The organism is Aneurinibacillus sp. Ricciae_BoGa-3 (assembly GCF_028421645.1).
Taxonomy (GTDB): domain Bacteria; phylum Bacillota; class Bacilli; order Aneurinibacillales; family Aneurinibacillaceae; genus Aneurinibacillus_B.
In genome coordinates, this window is the sequence record NZ_CP116888.1 from 694,396 (window position 1) to 711,901 (window position 17,506).

Sequence of the window (17,506 nt, forward strand, 5' to 3'; positions counted from 1 at the left end):
TGCGCGATTATATCTGATAGAGGGATGACGTATCATACATAAGAGCAAAAAAATCAGGTAATCAGAAGATTGATTGAAAACAGGGAGGCGATTTTTATGAAAAAGTGCAGAACGGTAAAAGGTTTGGTAAAGGCGATTACAAAAGGTGAATTTGCAGTGTTGAAAGTTTGGGATATTATGCCCAATGGGTTCGACCAGGAAGGAGCCTATCTGAATATGGGTGAAGGAAGATATGTGTATGTAAGGAAAGAAAACTGGAACATTATCCGAAATTATGTGGTGAACCAGGAAGAATTGTACTGTAAGAATTTGATGAAGTATAAAGGCTATTACCGAGATAAAATAAAAGTATCAGCGTAAAAAATTAAGCTCTCCGCAGGAGGGCTTTTTTCGTTACGATTAATAAAAAGGAAAGAGTGCATATGTCACTTTCCTCCCCAAACTTTTATTTGTTTTCTTGCTTCTTTTTAACAAACCTTCTGAAATCCTTAAACAGATTGTAGCCAATTAAGGCGACTGATACATACCTGCCAATTTTTTCATACACCATATTTCCGCTAAGAAGAGAAACATTTACAGCACCGTAATAAATTAGTAAAATCGGTATGAAATTTCTGTAAAAATGTTTTGACTTTGCTACTTTTCTTACCTTTCGAACGGTATTTACTACATAATAAACAAGACCCATTGAAACCATTTGTACATTCCTCCTGAGAGAATAGGTTTTATCCTTTTAATCTATTTGTTTTGGTAAAAACACCTGTTTGTTTTGTAAAAGGATGCTATTATTGTACGCAACAAATGCTTTATTATAAGAGTGGGTAGTGAACAATGCGAGACAAAATACATATCTAAAAGAAGTTAGATTTCGAAATATATCGAAGAGGTTCCTGAACAATACGAATCAAATGTGTCTTTGACCAATATTATGCAGAACGGAGGTTTTTGAAGTGGATATTCATGAGTTTTTAAAAGGGTTTATGGGATTAACTGATGATAATAAAAGAAATATGATGACTGAAATTTTCGGCATGATGAATGTATTAGATAAAAATAACTTGATAATAAGAACGTTAGAAGAATATCAAAAGAAACAAGCCCAAATTTTCTGACATTTTAGAGCGAGGTGATTTTTGATGGATTTTCCCCTCAATTCTACACTGAAAGTTAAATACATTTTTTTATAATTGCAGTAAAATATGGTTAGACTACTGCTTACGCAAAAGATGGATGGAAAGGGTGGATGTGTCTATGCACAACTTTCAATGCCATATGGGATGGATACATGAGGGTAAAGTGGTCATGGTCTTTGCTATTGTTGAACTCTCACCGCAACGAAAAGGTGTAGTAGCCGTCGCCTATCAGGATACATCCGTTCAAAAGGCATTAGGGTATGGAATCCTAACAATTCTGCAGAAATTGGTTGCTTCTATTAAAGAAAAAACCTCTTTAGTCTGGTCATTTCCCGCTTATTCCGCTACCTCTTTATGGTTAGGAGAAATCTTTACCCAAAAAATGGAACATATATTGTCTTCCTTTTCTTTTGTGACTCACCAGGAGAAACAGTCCGACCATACGATGGAGAAGGCAGAAATATGGAGTCGAAGTGAACTAATCAGGCAAAACGGTTGGGTAACAGATAAAATAGCCGCCGCTCCGCTAGATAATTTAGAAGAAAAAAGCGTGGAAAAACTGAAGGATGATGTTTCTCCACTTGAACGTACCCAATCCGCCATCCTTTTCGCCTTGCCTGAACGATATGTAGCCTTGGATTTAGAAACCACAGGTAAACACCCCTCATTTGCCCGTATCATCGAAGTGGGTGCGGTAAAAGTTGATAAGGGGAAAGTGTCAACCTTTCATACGTTCGTAAATCCTCAAATGAAAATCCCAAAAGCCGTTAGGTGTCTTACTGGAATTGAGCAACATGATGTAGACCAAGCTCCGCCACCGTGGACAGCCATTCGACGGCTCTATCGGTTCATCGGTGAAATCCCGCTCATAGTAGGACACAATGTTTCATACGATTTAAAGGTTCTTGGTTACCACTGTAAGCGATTTAACATTCCTGTATGGAAAGGGGAAGCCTTTTGCACCTACCGACATGCCAAAAAGGTGTTGCCTACATTAGAGAGTATGACATTAAGTTCGGTTTGCCAAGCTCTCCATATCCAAAATGCAAACGAACACTCGGCATTGTCAGACGCAGATGCATCCAGACTGATTTTTGAAAAGTTTTTTGGTAAGGAAGAACATATCGATATTTTTGCTTCAAATTAAAACCTGTTACATCAAGAAAGTACAGGTTTCGTACCCTGGATAAACGCTTTAATGGTATCTTCGCAATCGTGGTGTAACATAATGTTGTTGAAACGATGCTTATACATAATACCCTTTAAGGATGATTGGACTATCCTAGCACTTTCCTCTTGTTTTTCTTCCACGATTTTTCCGTTTAATTCACGTAACCGCATACGAATGTTTCGGAGTTCTTTTTCTATATCAAGTTCAATTTGATTAAGCACTTCCACATAAGCTTTACCCAAGCGGGAGGGTGTCTTTGCTATGGTTTCACGGTCTCCTGGTAATACTCGGAGAACTAACGTGTATACGACATGATATTTGATTAATGATGCAAATTCTTCATATTCAGGCGGAAACATCATAGACTTCATCCGACTCACTCACTTTCAATTAAAAGAGAGAACGTTGGTTCGATTATACCGCAATCTCAATAAAATCGGAAATCCCCGAATCCTAAACGCAAAAAACATTTATAATGGGTATAGTAAAGTTAGCGTATCAAATCAAACAAAGTTGCCAACAGTGTCTTTTTTTGATAACGTCATTTATAAAATCATTTTTGAAAAGGATGAATTAGTATGAAACCTCAGTATGACAAAGAAAGTGTATTAAGACTGCATGCCATTCATTATGCAAAAAAGATATTACATAGATATAACGATACACAAATTGCAAGGATTACACGGCTATCGGAAGAAGAAGTAAGTGAATTACGAAACAAAGTTCAATAAGACACCAAGAAAAGTCCATACCATTAAAGTAAAGTACATCATACCTCCAATGATGTACTTTTTTTGTTTATGCGAAATGCTTGTGTTTTATATTTAGAAGCCGAAATTACTATAATATCAGCAAATCGATAAAATAGGCGTTCTGTATGGAACCATTTAGGAGGCAAACGAAGTGAAAGACAAAAGTTTAGAAAAACAAGGGATTCATGTATCTCTCACTACAAAAGGAAACGTTGTTAAAGGCGAGTACTATCGTTTCACGCATCCTTATTCAGAAGAGGAGAAAGCGTTACAGAAAGCAACCCTGGAACCTTTTCAAAAGGCAACCAAAGAAAAACTGGAAGCGGATTTACTCTTGCATCACCAAAATTTTGATTCGATAGGTGACCAGGTGTTAGAAACCATGTATCTATTGATGGAAGAGAAGAAACGAATGGAAATCATAGAGATTGAACTGCTTACCTTGAAGCGGATAGAAGAAGCCAAGCAGTTCATTGAAAAGAATCAAGGCATATTTAATCAGGTGATAAAAACAGAAGAAGATGGTGGAGAAATTATTAATGTCTCCCTTCAAAACAAGGTGTATAAATTATTGATGCGTATAGTGAAGCCATCCTACATAAAGAACCATGTTATTTATTTTAGCCTTGGCTTGAATGAGGATATCTTCCGAGGTAAAGCGTACGGATATAATATTGAACGGATAGAAAATACTTCTTATAGCGAATACGAGCAGGTAGAAACCTATATTAACAATAAAATAAAGAAGTATGGGTATCTGTTTGAATTAGATGATGCTATGTTAAAAGAGCATCAAGAAAATTTTCATATTCCTGTACGGTTCATAAAAGATTTAGGTCTTCAACTCTTTGATGACAAAGAAGCGTTGAAAATGCAGAAAAAAAGTGTAGTAAATTAATGATTATGTAGAGAGCCATTCAATTCATTGAGTGGCTTTTTGTTATGTCATTGGCTATATCCAGCATTTATCATGCCAATTATGTTGGCCGATATAAAAAGGATTTTCCGTAATTTTTTTCTGATTAAAATCGTAATGGTCTTGAAGCCATTTTTCCCCCAAAGCAAATAAAGCTTCCATGTTGTTTTCAGAACGGGCTTCTAGCGTGCATAAACCCGTTGTACTTCGTTCATACAGTTGCAGGGTATAAAACCCCATCATTCTGCTTACATAGCAATAAACCCGCTCATTTACCCGCTGATAGACATGAAAGGTTGGGGAAAAGAACCAACCCTCTTGTTGGGATAAACCAAAAAGAAACATCGTATGACCCGCCTTTTTGTTTTTCTTCTCTCAACTGTACTCGTTTTGCCTCTATCATTTCAACCCAATTTTTTTGAAACTAAAAGAGAACTTGATTGGTTCAAATCTATTGAATAAAGCGAAATCACTCAAACTACGATAACAACAACAGCCATTAAAGGAGGAACAATAAAATGAGTAAAACAACTAAAACTATTGTATCAAAAGTTGTTACGTCCCTTGTAATTATTTCAATTGCATCCTCATTAACAGCATGTGGCAATGCCAATGAACAGAAGCCCATTCCCACAAAAAGTGTCGCTCAACAATTAAAAGAAAATTCTTCTTTTAAGCATACGTCATCGGAGATGACATCAAAACAAGAGGAAGAGACAAAACAATATGAGGGAAAAATCATGGTGATTTATTCAAAACTGAAAAGTAATGTCAATTTAGAAAATGAAATAGTACAAGGAAATCATAACCTTCATACAGAGAAGGTTTTTATTTCTCAAATGAATATCATGAAGCAATGTCAGCAAGACCTTTCAAAACTCCATCCACCTGAAAATGATAAACAAATACACCAAACACTTATGGCAGGCGTTAATCATCTCGTAAAAGCAAATCAATATTTAAATGAAGCCATACAACCTAATGTATCTGATAAACAAATGTACGACCTGTTTTATAACAGTGATGAAGAATTTTCGAGAGGTCGAGATTCGTTATCTGAATTTGAATACCTAACACGAAACATGCAATAGTAACACTTTATCCATAGAGAAGAGAAACAGCTTGTTATCGAATAATAGCAAGCGTCGTAAACTAATATATACAAACATAAAAAACAGGCGTCAAAATTCCGTTGACTAACAACAAAAGGAGAGAGGATTCATCATGACTACAGATATTTCAAAAGAAAAGGTACAAGTTAATCTAACAAATGTGATTGTAAAAACGCTTGAACTTTCTACCGCACACGTATCAGAAGCAACAACTAAATGGATTGATGCAAGCATTCATGATTCCTCTGTGTTGGTTGTTTACGATAAGTCAGAATTTGGATGGTTTATAAAGGTTCCGAATTTCTCTATTGAACAAACGCAGGAACTGAATCTTGTTCCCAAAGACCTGCTTGGTATCCTCAAAATGGCTTACGATAACGACTGTCAATGGGTCATGTTCGATTACATTGCCAATGAAATAGAGGGCTTGCCCGTATATAAAAATTAATCATCAACAACTATAGGGAGGAACGATATTGCATGTTTGTAACAACTGGTCAATATAAAGACATCACAAAAGTTTTTCAATCGGTCAACAGGGACGATTGTTCTGTAATTGCAGAAGGTGGGAGCGATAATGGTAAAACCTTTAGCGGCTCATTCTTGGTGAAAATAAAGCGAAAAGGGGTTTATCGTTTTGAAGACGGGAACCTATTAAAAAAGGTCAGGTAATAAAAAAGCTGTGAAAGAAAACATCCCTACTTATTTAGGGATGTTTTTTTATTTATGTTGAGCAGGATTTACCATGCTATAATAAGTTGGCGACAATTTCCATTGTATTGATAGGGGGATAAAGCTTGGGAAACTGGTTAGGTATATATATTATTATTTTTGTATGCGTATTAGGACTTTTGAGAAATTTTAATAAGTATAAAGATATTACAAAAAAGAACGAATTTACTACTCAATTTCTAAGTGCTTACCGAGAATTTTGTAGCGATTTGGCTAAAAACTGTGTTCAGATTGATAAATACGAATGGTTAAAGATAAATTCAGTAAAGATACAAAAGATGATGGGCAAATATGGGATTGCTGATACTTACCAACCAGCAGGAGTAACCTATCTTCTTCGAGATTATGCGATTATTCTCAACGGGATTTCAGAGGTATATGAATTATCAAGAAGAATGTACCAAGGAATTGGGTCACCGCTGGATTTTGAAATTAGTATGTTTCAGGAATCAGCCCGAATGATAGATGATTCTTTGCTTATGTACTACGGGGTACTTAAAAATGATTCGGAAGACAAGTTGAAAGAACTAATAAATCCTTTTATTTGGTTACGTGATGGTGTAAGAGGCATTGTTACTTTCCCTATATATTTACTTTATTGGTCAGGATTAATGCAATACGCAACCTATAATAAAGTCAATAATAATTTCGTTGTTAAATTTATTTCATTAATTTTTTCAGTTCTTGGCGTTGTAAGTTCTGTCGTAACCGTTGTAACAGGATATACTCCGTTTATAACTATCCTAAATGGCTTCATTAAATAATCCAAACGTTATCGAAGATTTAAATATTAGGTTAAGTATCTTGAACCATCCCTTAAAATGGATGGTTTTTAATTTTAAATGGACTATTGTCATCGGTATAATAAGAGATTTTATAAAAATAAACCGCAAAAAGTTCTTTTCTTATAGGATTGATTCAAAGGCATAAGATATTACATACGACGTAGATAACAAAGGCACATTTATTTGTATATTTGAAAGGGGAAACAATCATGCAAAGTTTACTTACCGAACCAATTCAAAAGACAGAGTTAAAATATCCTCGATTAGTCGAGAGAGCCAATCAATGCTTAGACTTGTATCGAGATACCAATGATATTCTGTACGCTATGGAGGAAGACAGTATTTGTCATTTATTTGAGTGCAAAGGGTTAGAAACGTATGAACAAATTGCTTCTTTTTGTAAAGAACATGAAATTGAGCGAGTGATTGATATTGGTTGCGCCCACGGTCATCAAAGCGAAGTGTTTTTACAGCAAGGGCTTGATTACGTTGGTGTAAACGAGCATAGAGATAACTTTTGGAATGGAGATAAGTTTCAGTTTATCTGCAATCATTATCCGTGTAAGCTACCGACTAAAAAAGGGGATTTGGGGGTCTCCGTGTTATGTCTAACATGGAATGTGTATCTGTATGAAAGGAAAAAAACACTGACAGAACAATGCGAAGCTCTGCAACGAGATTTTGAACATTGTTTGCTTTATATGATGCCTGAACGGGTTGATTTTCTCAGTCGGTATTTTAAAAAGGTACAGAAGATAGACGAAGGATTAGGTTACGGATTGTATTACTTCAGTAATAAATAAGAAAAAAAGAAGAGGCTTTTGCAAATTGCGAAGGCTTCTTTTTTATTGAAAGCACTAAAAAACAACCTGTCTGGGAAACAGGTTGTTTGAATAATTGATTAGCTCTTTCCGTATAATTTGTTATCAAAAACAAAAATAGGGAACACATAATGATGTTATCATCAATAGGAAAGAAACTAATACAGTAAAGAAGCTTGCTGTTATTATATAAAAGAAATCAATGACATATTCGTATATAAGGCAGTTTCCCGAACGGGAGTGATTTTTCATTCCGTTTGGGGTGATAATTGCTCCTTTTTGTTTTTAAACTTCAAAAACGAAAGGAGCAAGTAAAATTATGAAAAAAGTAAAAGCATTAATCAGTAAAAGAAGCCCGAAATTTTGGTGGCTTATCATTGAATTTGTAACCATTTTTAGTTTATGGATTGAAACAGAAAATCTATTCTATGTGCTTGTGATAAAGATTATATCTATCCTTGGTAACGACCAAGCCTTTAATGAGGAGATTGCAGATTCCCCAAAAAGGTTAGCCTGGAATTTGTTATCCTTTGTAGGCTTTGTTGTAGGATTCGCCCTACAAAAAACAGGATATGTAGTGGAAGGTACTTCATTGACTATCTACATTGCTTTGGCAGGCTGGTTTCTTCTTCAGACGGGAAGATTCCATAAACGTTTTATTGAAGAAAGCATCTAATGTTTAAACTGGTATGCAATCTGTTGATTTCTTGCAAGAACTATCCTTGGGAAGGATAGTCTTGTTACATAGAACCTGCTCAAACTTACTTTATATAGTCATTCGAAGTGCAAGACTGGATAATAGAAGACACAAAGAGAGATAGGAGGTTTAATCTTGATGTTTAGTATTGATAACGATATACGGTTGTTATGGGTTTTCCCGCAAGCCTTTTTTATCTATTCGTCCGATTTTAATTCAATAGGAATTCACCAGGTAGGTTATTTCCCTAGCATTATTTCGTTCATCATGCTTATCTTATGTGGAGAGGCATTGGTATCTGGTAAAAGCTTTGAGGAAAATCTTAAAGAAAACGGATTTAAGCGAAATTTTACAATATGTTTTAGCTTTTACCTGATACTTGGCATGCTATTAGCAAGTATCTTATACAGGTTTAGGGTTAACATTACAGATATGAAGCCTGTATATGAATGTATTGCTTTCTTTGTCTTACAAGTAGTCGTATACATTTTTCATTTTTACAGAATGAGCGACAACAAAATAGATAGAAATGATGACCAAGGGCTATCTCAATAAGAGAAGGCTCTTTTTTTAATACCTACAAAGTAAGTACGCTGTTAATATTCCATATTTTCTATATTATACATAAGTAATTTTATCTGACATAGAACGTCATCAAACCAGTTTTGGATACAAATAAGCGAGGAATCATTCCATAATGATAGCAAACAAATAGAAGGGGGTTATCCTACGCAAGAGAAAAGGTTCACCATAGTTTTTTTGTGTTTCGTGGCTGTTTTTTCAATATCCGTCATTATTTTTTCACTCTATTCAAAAACTACCCCCACACTTCGCACAGATAATCATCCACAAATTACACAAAAATGGATAGATGTCATTCATTTTAAAGGGAAAACGGGGTTAAAGACAAAAACATTTCATATCATAAGCAATACGTGGGCGTTAAACTGGTCAACCGCTCATGGAAATAAACCACTTATCATTTACATTTACACTTCTGATAACTATTTAGTTAACGTTCTGAAAAACTCAAACGAAACCCAATCGTCTTTACACTATCTACGTGGTAGTGGCGATTATTATCTACGTATCGATTCACAGCAACCATTTACGATTGAAGTAAAAGAGTATAAATGATGAAAAAAGCCGACATCAGAAGGATTTGGCTCATTGTGTGATGCATACATTTGAGGCAGTTTATGCTTTGTTTTGTTTCTGAAGTTGTAAGAACTGTGCATATTCTCTCATTTTGTCCACATCTTGATTCGATGGATTTTCAAATCCAAAATGGGTGATAAGCACATCTTTTGGGTTGAACAAAAGCAGAACATTTTTTTCTCTATCGGTTAATTTATTTTTTAAACTTGCAACTTTTTCACTTGAAATTGCAGGTAAGCTTTCAGTATCACCACGTACAATAAAATCTATCGACACCTCATAAATCTCACTTAACAAAATCAATTCATCCATATCGGGGGTTCTTTCATCTGATTCACAACGGGAAAGTTTTGTGTTGGGAATCCCGATTTTTCTCTGTACATCCATTTGTGTTAATCCCATTCGTTGCCGTAAAGAGCGAAGACGTTCTCCGATTGACATAAGAATTCCTCTTTGTGTTTTTTTGCTATTCCAATAAAAATATCGTATCACAATTTGCCAAAATGGTAAACTTCGCACATTCATTCTTTATCAAATATTGTTTATAGTCAATAATAGTGTTATAATGTATAAAAACAATAAAATAAGGTGGCTTTTAATGGATGATAAAGGCATTACCATATATTACACAGTAAAGAGTAACGAGGGATACGAATTATCGGCAAAATCACTCTATACAATGGTGGCTGAAATGCAGAGATTCCATCCAGGAAAACAAAGGCATCTCTACATCGACATTGAAGGACATCGGAATAGAAATAACGGCCTTGATACGGAAATGTTTGCTTTTCTAACTCATTTTGTCTTGGGAGTCTTAGGCGACTATGTAACCAGTATTAAAACGCCGTTATATCGTTTCAATAACCCGATTCCACAAAACAATCAATTACCTGTACCGTTGTTTGGATTGAATATCTTTCATAAAGAAGAACTTATCGATACTATTGATTTCCGAGCTTCTGTAGGAAGCTTAAATCAACATTTCATTTAGCAATTTTCCTTTCATTGAAAGCAAAACTATAAAGTTAGATACCTAACCATATAAAAAGGAGATTGAACTATGAGTAATTACTTTTTTGAACCGAAAACGACAACAATGATTCGTGCCATCCGAACCGCTTATGCGAATGAAGAACAATACAAGATAGATGATAGGATACTATTGAATCACAATGAAGTATGTCTCTGCTGTCAAACCCCTTTTAAACAGAGTAATACTCAAATCAAAGGAGTAGGAGCCGTGGTCGCTTATCGAAATAAAGCCATTAAGACGACACCTCACACGGTCATGCCCTATGCTGTATGCAAGAAATGTTCAAAAGAGCTTCAAAATCATATGGAGGAGTTCGAACGTAAAACAACCAAGTATATTGCAGAAATCATACCTGATTTGAAGGCGATATTCGATGTTAAAGAGGAAAATTAAGCCTATATTTTATTGATTATATGATGTGTAGTGAAAAAATTAAAAGCATTGCTCGAATCGTATCTATAATCATTTATTTAGAAAAGAGAGGAATTTCTATAAAACCATATTTTTTTGAACCGAAAACAACCAATATGATAAACCAGATTTTACGGGCATATAGCAGTCAAGCTCAGTATAAAGTAGATGACAGAGTTCTTAGAAACTACAATGAAGTTTGTCCTTGCTGTCAAAAACGATTTAAGCAAATCAATGGGCAAATTAAGGATGTTGGAGCTATTATTCTGTATCAAAACAAAGAAATCCACACTACACCTCATGTCGTGATTCCGTATGCGATGTGTAAGGAATGCATCCAGGGATTCGAGAAAGCTATCACCAAAAAAGAGATTCGTGTATACGAGGAAAAAGCAAAATCATACATTGTCGATAAATTACCAGATTTGAAAACGGAATTTGAGTGGCAAGACTGATGATAAGAGAGGGAGCTATCAAAGCTTCCCCTCTTTTTAGTCTGATTAAAGGCGTGGTCTTAGAGTCCATTAAAAACCTTGGTTTTGGAAACTATTTTTTACAATATGGTATAATGAATATATAATGTAAACACACATAGTAATGGAGGGGGTAAGAGAATGCGTTTTACAATCTATGAGGGAGACTATCAAGAAGTAAAAGTGAAAAACGAGATGCCTTGGATTCCAGGAGAATTTGTCTTACAAATGGTGAAGTATACAGCAAAAGTCATCGGGCAGAATCTCTGGTACGGGGTTTTAGGAGATGGACGGGTGATTGAGGTAACTCCTAAAAAGAGACATCGCATGAGAAAAGTGGGTGACCTATGTCGGTTTCACTATAACTTATCCAGTGCCATTAATGACTACATACGAACGGATGGAAAAAATCGAAAACAAATCAAAGAGGTGGTGGATAATCGTAAGAGAACGATATGGGAAAAAGAAGAGCGAAACAATACAAAGTGGTCAATAAGATGATAGCAAGGTAAGACGATAAAATATTAGCCTATATAGACGAATTTTTAATAAGTTCGCTTGTTTAGGCTAATTTTTCATTATCCTATCAGAAGTATCTGATTACTACATAAAATACTTGAGAAGAAAGAATGGATATTCGAGGTAAACTTGGTATGATATAAGTAATCTATCATTGACATGTACACGAATGAAAAAATGAGAGGTTATAAAGGGAGATGTTGTTCAAAAATGTCAACGAAGGCAATTTCAATACGAGATAGGTTGATTGAAAATACAAAAGACAAAAGATACGAAGACATTCGAGAAGCACTCCTTCATTCGGTAACAACCGATAGGGATGCTATCTATATGGATTATTTATTAGAACTATTCAAAGGCAATGGATATATTGTTCGCAAAACATCAAACAACTATCTATACTTGCATACTGGAACCGAAGATGAAAATATTTTTTTAGTAGTAAAAGGAAAAGTGGAGGAACATCCATTAACCTATGTCGAAGTGCTAGAAGAGCTACGTGAATTTGAGGATAAATATCCACATCGTAAGTTCAGTCTGTTTTCTATAAATGGATTCGAGAAGAAAGCTTACGAGTTAGAGGAATTTAATTTAAGGTTAAATGATTGGAAAGATATGATGGATATAATTAATGGCTATTGTATTAGTGCCGAAAGAACACCATTAATTGACTTTATGCCTCATAACGTCACTACCTATAGGAATTTAAAAGCGATATGGGAAACAAACAAAGCCGCTTGTGCTGTTCAACCGACGGGAACAGGGAAGACCTATCTAATTAGTCAATGTTTATATGATTTTAAGGGGAAAAACTGCTTAGTTTTATCTTCCTCTGAAGCCATTTTGAATCAGACAAAGAAAAAAGCAGGTTTTGCATCTTCTTACACAATATATATGACGTATTGGAAGGCGATGCTTTTAACAAGGGAAGAGTTGGAAAATTTAAACCTTGATTTCATAGCTTTGGACGAATTTCATCGAGTCGGTGCAAAAAAATGGGGTGAAGGGGTAAGAAAGATACTTTTACAATATCCAGATGCCTACATTCTTGGCACATCAGCCACTCCAGTTCGATACCTTGATAATGCACGGGATATGTCTAAAGAGTTATTCGATGGTAAAGAAGCAAGGAATATGAGCCTTACCGATGCGATTGTAAAAGGCATTCTTCCAATGCCCCACTATGTATCGGCCCTGTATTCCTTGGATGAAGAAATTGATTTAATGAAAGAGAAAATCAATAATAGTCATAACAGTAAGGAAGAAAAGAGTCAACTGATAAAAGAACTTGATGAAGTGAAGATGGAGTGGAATAAAAGTAGGGGCGTTGCTCATATTTTGAAAAAACATCTTCCAAAAACAGTAAAAAAATTCATTGTTTTTACCCAAAACCTAAAACATTTAAATGCACTGCAACAGGATGTTGAAAGTTGGTTCGAAAAGGCTTTGAACGTGCCTGTAAAATCCTATCGAATGGTTAATGAATTAGGGAAAGAGGAGAATCATAGAAATCTGGACGAATTTACTCAATCCGACGATGACACTATGGTTCGATTAATGTTCTCAATTGATATGTTGAACGAGGGGTTACATGTAGATGATGTGGACGGCGTGATTCTTTTGCGACCAACCTGTTCTCCCATTATTTATTACCAACAGATAGGCAGAGCCTTACAAGCAGGAAATACAAAGCAACCATTAATACTTGATTTGGTCAATAACTTTCAAGCTATCAAATCTTCTCCACTTTTAGGAGACTTAAAAAACTCAAGAGAGGTGGAGTTGGAAAAAAGAGTCCGTTTAAAGCTAAGGAATCTTTGTCCTGACTTTACCATTACAGAAGAAGTTCATGACGTTTTAGATGTGTTTCAAAAAATTCAAAGTCGTTTAAAAGATACCTGGGAGGCTCACTTTGCCCAACTGGTTGAATTTAAAAATAAGCACGGTCACTGTATGGTTCCAACCAACTATAAAAATAGAAAACTCAGTTCTTGGGTTGTTCAACAACGTAGCCAGTACAATACCGCTCAACTGCAACAAGAGCGGATTGATAAATTAAATCAAATTGGTTTCGAATGGAGTTACCATGAAGCGACATGGAATCAAATGTTCGATACATTAGTGAGCTATAAGAACAAATATGGTGATTGTTTAGTTCCGAAAAATTACCCTGAAAATCCTTCTTTAGGAGGCTGGGTAATTACTCAAAGAATAAATAACAAAAAAGGTGTGTTAGAAGAAGATAAGAAAATCAAGTTGGAACAATTAGGATTTTCGTGGGACGCTCGTGAAGAACATTGGGAAAGGATGTATAAACAACTCGTACAGTACAAAAAAGATTTTGGGCATTGTATTGTACTAAAGCGGGAGAACCAATATAAAACTCTAGCAACTTGGGTTAGTCAACAACGAAAACTCTATAACAAAGGGGAACTACCCGAAAACAGAACGGATAGGCTTGAACAAATCGGTTTTGTATGGGATACATTCTTCGACCAGTGGTATGAGAACTTTCTTCAATTAAAGGACTTTCGTGAGCAACATGGACATTGTAATGTTCCAAAGGGATATATAGAATATCCTTCGCTTGCTAGTTGGGTACAAACACAACGAATCTTTTATTCACAAAATCGAATGGATAAAAGAAGATTTGAATTGCTGGAAGAGCTTGGTTTTGTATGGCGGGTTTTAGATGATGCTTGGTCTAAAATGTTTGAGGCGTTAAAAAATTACAAACAACAACATGGACATTGCATGGTTCCACGCTCGACTAAAGATTCTTTAGGAAGTTGGGCTTATACACAGAGAAAAAATTACCGTAACAATAAACTGGATACTGATAAAATTAACGCATTAAATGAGATTGGTTTTGTATGGGATTTAGATGCACATGTATGGAATGAAATGTTGAATCAATTGAAAAAGTACAAAAAACAGCATGGAACTTGTCTTGTCTCTTCGCCTGGGGAATCTTATCAAGAACTGGCTAAATGGGTTAAACTTCAAAGAGGTTATAGAACGAATGGGAAATTAAGCGAAGAAAAGGTAGCCCGTCTAAATGAAATAGGATTTGTTTGGAATGAAGACACAGAATTGTGGAATATCAAATTTACAGAGATAGCGGAATTCCAGAAGAAACACGGTCATTGCCTTATTCAAGCTGAAGATGAGGAGAATGCGAAGCTCGCTATCTGGTCTCGTAATCAAAGAGAAAAATATAGAAAGGGGAAACTTACTGAAGAAAAGATTGCGAAATTAAACAGTATTGGCTTCATGTGGAATATCATCCCTGCCAATTGGGGTCGCATGTTTAATGAATTAAAACGCTATCAAAATGAGCATGGAAACTGTAATCCATCTGTGCATTCAGATACAGATAAACAGTTGGGAATTTGGGTATATGAACAAAAAAGAGCCTTTAAAAATGGGACATTGAGTGAAGACCGAATTCAAAAGTTAAATTCAATTGGATTCCTCTGGCAAGAATAGTTTTTTAATCAGAAAAGTAAATCCAGTAGATTCTCGTTTTATAGTCGATTCCAATATGGAGTCGGCTTTTTTAGTAGGCTCTGTTAAAATTCACTGTTGATTTTTGACAAAAAAAAGACTGCTTTATCACAGTCATTGATTATTTCTTGTTCAGATAAAGCATCTATAACATGAATTAGCTATTGTAACTCACATCGGATTCTTGAAAATATCAATCTTTTTGTTTAATTCAAACACCTTAAATCGCAAAAATTCTCTATTGCTACCGTTATCAATAAGAACATAATCCTTCTTATCTGTATGAATTTGATAAGTGTCCCGTCCTATATATTTTATAGTTTTAATCTTTCCATCTAATTGTTCTTGTATTTCTGGATAACCAGCCAAATCGTTCGCTGTTAAAGCTGTTATAACATTATAAGGTCCAAAACCATTTAATAACACCATACCTACAAAGATAAATAAGCCAATAAGAAAGATTAATTTGTTTTTCAAGTGAACTCTCTCCCATATACAAGTTAATAAGCATTATAAAAATTTCATAGTCATTAGGATGACTAATGTAGACGCAACAGTTACTTGTATACTTACTTTACTGTACCTTTACAATTCTTTTTGGGAATAAGAAATTCCTTCTTCAACTAACCCGCCATGTTATTAAACAAGAATATCAACAACACTCATTAACAGAGCTTTTTATTAAAAATTTACTCGTACATATAATAAAAAAATACAGAAATACAGGTATTTTATTTAAAATTTTTCAAACAGGATACGATTAAAAAGGAGAGATTTACTTATGAACAAGTACACAATCGAAAGTTTAAAGACTATTAATGAAAGTTATGATTATGAGCATCGAGTTACACAACAGGACGTAAACAGAGTGAATCAACTGGTTGAATTGATTGAATCAACCAGGAGCAAAAATAAGCCTCAAATTGGGGATGTGGTAGAGTTCACGAACAGCTATGGTGATTATTATAACCATGCACACATTGAATCTATTGAGGATGACATGTTGTATATCTGTGAACAACCGTATACACCATTTGTTGAAAAGAATAGGAGTAAGAATACCTTTTCCACATCAACAAGTGGTGGTGCTTGGTCACATATTCCAAAGAACCTTACGTATGTAGGAACCAGGCAAAAACTGTTTAAGGTTTGGGGGCATAACGGAGCTTGTGGGAATGGAGGCGTATCTTTTTATGCAGAGGTTAGTGTATGGACGTATACAGAAGGAAATCCTCAATTCACGACGAAAACACATGATAAGTTTCATGTGACAATTCGGGAGGATGCTGATGAACACGGTTATAAGTACATCGTTAAAAAGGGAGCCATAACAAGCCACGCCGCTTTTCAAACAAAAGAAGAATATGAGGCATGGTTAAAAACGTTCAAGGGTGTTGAAGTTGAAGGACAATGGAAGAACAATAAAATAGTCTGGACGTTAAGGCAGGAGTCAAAATGCATTCCGTTAGAAGAATATGAAGAGGTACAAAATGCCGTTATTGATAGTGAATTATGTAACGGAAGTATTCAGGAATGTAAACGACTATATAAAGGCACAACGGTAAAAACCATCATGCCATATCAAAGCGATAAGATTGAGCTTGAAAATACCAAACGGTATATGAGAGCATACGCAGGCTAGGCGAGAGAGAGTCGATTCCGATAACAGAGTCGGCTCTTTTCTTCGTATTACAAAGTAGGTATAACCGATGATACTTCACGGTATATAATAATAACAGGGGGAAGAAACGAAGATGGGAATATAATAAATCCATAGGTAAAAAATAGATATGAAGGTGGCATTCAAGGTGAATGAAGAACAGGAAATGTATACGGATTTCTTACACGAATTGCAAAGAGAAGTCCAATTCCAACAGAATGGTGGAACCAGTTATCGTAAAGACACGGCTGATGTTTCATTGAGCGTGGCGCAACGAGCAGGAAGTGTAATTCCGTTTTTTCAACTGGTTGATACCAAACAAACCATTTCTCGTCTGTTTCCTGACATTGACCGATACCGTCTAGATGATGTAGCAAAGATGCTTCATGTGATTGCAAAAGACCTTCGGTTGAATGCTACTCTTTCTGATGATGTAAAAGCGTACGTTCAAGAAAAACGCGAAAATCGCAAACCTTTATCTTTTATAAAAAAATAAAGGACAATGAATTGAACATAAAGAACCAAGTCGATTCCAAAAGGAGTCGGCTTTTTTTTCATTTTGCTGTTTGTTGCTTATAGTAGGCAGTGTTTTTTTGATGTAGAACATAGAAAGATATCTCATTGTG

The 17,506-nt window shown here is 35.2% G+C and carries 23 protein-coding genes; 18 read left to right on the plus strand and 5 right to left on the minus strand.

Annotated elements, in window-relative coordinates; all coding sequences use genetic code 11:
- The first annotated feature begins 96 nt into the window (after window positions 1-96).
- Window positions 97-360 (plus strand): hypothetical protein, encoded by a 264-nt coding sequence (locus tag PP175_RS29520; protein WP_272443826.1) that lies wholly within the window; start codon window positions 97-99, stop codon window positions 358-360.
- 85 nt (window positions 361-445) lie between these two features.
- Here PP175_RS29520 and PP175_RS29525 read toward each other — a convergent pair whose 3' ends face one another.
- Window positions 446-697, minus strand: coding sequence for a hypothetical protein (locus tag PP175_RS29525; protein WP_272443827.1), 252 nt, complete (start codon window positions 695-697; stop codon window positions 446-448).
- A 253-nt stretch (window positions 698-950) separates the two neighbouring features.
- On the opposite strand from PP175_RS29525, the gene PP175_RS29530 reads away from it, so the two are divergent.
- Window positions 951-1,112, plus strand: coding sequence for a hypothetical protein (locus PP175_RS29530; protein WP_272443828.1), 162 nt, complete (start codon window positions 951-953; stop codon window positions 1,110-1,112).
- Between the two features lie 139 nt (window positions 1,113-1,251).
- A complete protein-coding gene (locus PP175_RS29535) occupies window positions 1,252-2,280 on the plus strand; it encodes a 3'-5' exonuclease (RefSeq protein WP_272443829.1) in 1,029 nt (342 codons plus the stop codon).
- An 11-nt stretch (window positions 2,281-2,291) separates the two neighbouring features.
- Here the strand turns inward: PP175_RS29535 and PP175_RS29540 are convergent, their stop codons facing one another.
- Window positions 2,292-2,675 carry a YhjD family protein gene (locus tag PP175_RS29540; protein WP_272443830.1) on the minus strand — a complete coding sequence of 128 codons (384 nt, stop codon included), beginning with the start codon at window positions 2,673-2,675 and terminating at the stop codon, window positions 2,292-2,294.
- A 532-nt stretch (window positions 2,676-3,207) separates the two neighbouring features.
- Between PP175_RS29540 and PP175_RS29545 the strand changes: the two genes are divergently transcribed.
- Window positions 3,208-3,954, plus strand: a complete 747-nt coding sequence (locus tag PP175_RS29545) for a hypothetical protein (protein ID WP_272443831.1) — start codon at window positions 3,208-3,210, stop codon at window positions 3,952-3,954.
- A gap of 54 nt (window positions 3,955-4,008) precedes the next feature.
- On the opposite strand, the gene PP175_RS29550 is transcribed toward PP175_RS29545, so the two are convergent.
- Window positions 4,009-4,317 carry a hypothetical protein gene (locus PP175_RS29550; protein WP_272443832.1) on the minus strand — a complete coding sequence of 103 codons (309 nt, stop codon included), beginning with the start codon at window positions 4,315-4,317 and terminating at the stop codon, window positions 4,009-4,011.
- 173 nt (window positions 4,318-4,490) lie between these two features.
- Between PP175_RS29550 and PP175_RS29555 the strand changes: the two genes are divergently transcribed.
- The 7 genes from PP175_RS29555 (at window position 4,491) to PP175_RS29585 (ending at window position 8,674) form a co-directional block, all read left to right on the plus strand.
- Window positions 4,491-5,063, plus strand: coding sequence for a hypothetical protein (locus tag PP175_RS29555; RefSeq protein ID WP_272443833.1), 573 nt, complete (start codon window positions 4,491-4,493; stop codon window positions 5,061-5,063).
- Window positions 5,064-5,196: 133 nt separating this feature from the next.
- Window positions 5,197-5,532: a DUF5983 family protein gene (locus PP175_RS29560; RefSeq protein ID WP_272443834.1), complete on the plus strand. Its 336-nt coding sequence runs from the start codon at window positions 5,197-5,199 to the stop codon at window positions 5,530-5,532.
- Between the two features lie 32 nt (window positions 5,533-5,564).
- Window positions 5,565-5,756 carry a hypothetical protein gene (locus PP175_RS29565; RefSeq protein WP_272443835.1) on the plus strand — a complete coding sequence of 64 codons (192 nt, stop codon included), beginning with the start codon at window positions 5,565-5,567 and terminating at the stop codon, window positions 5,754-5,756.
- A gap of 125 nt (window positions 5,757-5,881) precedes the next feature.
- The gene (locus PP175_RS29570) at window positions 5,882-6,580 is read left to right on the plus strand and encodes a hypothetical protein (protein ID WP_272443836.1); all 699 of its coding nucleotides are present in this window, start codon (window positions 5,882-5,884) and stop codon (window positions 6,578-6,580) included.
- A 230-nt stretch (window positions 6,581-6,810) separates the two neighbouring features.
- Window positions 6,811-7,404 carry a class I SAM-dependent methyltransferase gene (locus PP175_RS29575; RefSeq protein ID WP_272443837.1) on the plus strand — a complete coding sequence of 198 codons (594 nt, stop codon included), beginning with the start codon at window positions 6,811-6,813 and terminating at the stop codon, window positions 7,402-7,404.
- A gap of 337 nt (window positions 7,405-7,741) precedes the next feature.
- The gene (locus PP175_RS29580) at window positions 7,742-8,098 is read left to right on the plus strand and encodes a hypothetical protein (protein WP_272443838.1); all 357 of its coding nucleotides are present in this window, start codon (window positions 7,742-7,744) and stop codon (window positions 8,096-8,098) included.
- Between the two features lie 159 nt (window positions 8,099-8,257).
- A complete protein-coding gene (locus PP175_RS29585) occupies window positions 8,258-8,674 on the plus strand; it encodes a hypothetical protein (RefSeq protein WP_272443839.1) in 417 nt (138 codons plus the stop codon).
- Between the two features lie 642 nt (window positions 8,675-9,316).
- On the opposite strand, the gene PP175_RS29590 is transcribed toward PP175_RS29585, so the two are convergent.
- Window positions 9,317-9,718, minus strand: a complete 402-nt coding sequence (locus PP175_RS29590; RefSeq protein ID WP_272443840.1) for a helix-turn-helix domain-containing protein — start codon at window positions 9,716-9,718, stop codon at window positions 9,317-9,319.
- 157 nt (window positions 9,719-9,875) lie between these two features.
- Between PP175_RS29590 and PP175_RS29595 the strand changes: the two genes are divergently transcribed.
- The 5 genes from PP175_RS29595 to PP175_RS29615 all read left to right on the plus strand — a co-directional run bounded on the left by PP175_RS29595 (window position 9,876) and on the right by PP175_RS29615 (window position 15,202).
- Window positions 9,876-10,268, plus strand: coding sequence for a hypothetical protein (locus tag PP175_RS29595; protein ID WP_272443841.1), 393 nt, complete (start codon window positions 9,876-9,878; stop codon window positions 10,266-10,268).
- Between the two features lie 69 nt (window positions 10,269-10,337).
- Window positions 10,338-10,703, plus strand: a complete 366-nt coding sequence (locus PP175_RS29600; RefSeq protein WP_272443842.1) for a hypothetical protein — start codon at window positions 10,338-10,340, stop codon at window positions 10,701-10,703.
- 134 nt (window positions 10,704-10,837) lie between these two features.
- On the plus strand, window positions 10,838-11,176 hold the full coding sequence (locus PP175_RS29605) for a hypothetical protein (protein WP_272443843.1): 339 nt from the start codon (window positions 10,838-10,840) through the stop codon (window positions 11,174-11,176).
- A 159-nt stretch (window positions 11,177-11,335) separates the two neighbouring features.
- Window positions 11,336-11,695: a hypothetical protein gene (locus tag PP175_RS29610; RefSeq protein ID WP_272443844.1), complete on the plus strand. Its 360-nt coding sequence runs from the start codon at window positions 11,336-11,338 to the stop codon at window positions 11,693-11,695.
- 228 nt (window positions 11,696-11,923) lie between these two features.
- Window positions 11,924-15,202, plus strand: coding sequence for a Helicase associated domain protein (locus tag PP175_RS29615; protein WP_272443845.1), 3,279 nt, complete (start codon window positions 11,924-11,926; stop codon window positions 15,200-15,202).
- A 189-nt stretch (window positions 15,203-15,391) separates the two neighbouring features.
- Here PP175_RS29615 and PP175_RS29620 read toward each other — a convergent pair whose 3' ends face one another.
- Complete coding sequence (locus tag PP175_RS29620) at window positions 15,392-15,697, minus strand: hypothetical protein (protein ID WP_272443846.1); 306 nt, start codon at window positions 15,695-15,697, stop codon at window positions 15,392-15,394.
- Window positions 15,698-16,001: 304 nt separating this feature from the next.
- Here PP175_RS29620 and PP175_RS29625 point away from each other — a divergent pair, with 304 nt between their 5' ends.
- Both PP175_RS29625 and PP175_RS29630 read left to right on the plus strand, forming a co-directional pair.
- Complete coding sequence (locus PP175_RS29625; RefSeq protein WP_272443847.1) at window positions 16,002-16,862, plus strand: DUF4121 family protein; 861 nt, start codon at window positions 16,002-16,004, stop codon at window positions 16,860-16,862.
- Between the two features lie 166 nt (window positions 16,863-17,028).
- Window positions 17,029-17,376: a hypothetical protein gene (locus PP175_RS29630; protein WP_272443848.1), complete on the plus strand. Its 348-nt coding sequence runs from the start codon at window positions 17,029-17,031 to the stop codon at window positions 17,374-17,376.
- Window positions 17,377-17,506 lie beyond the last annotated feature (130 nt).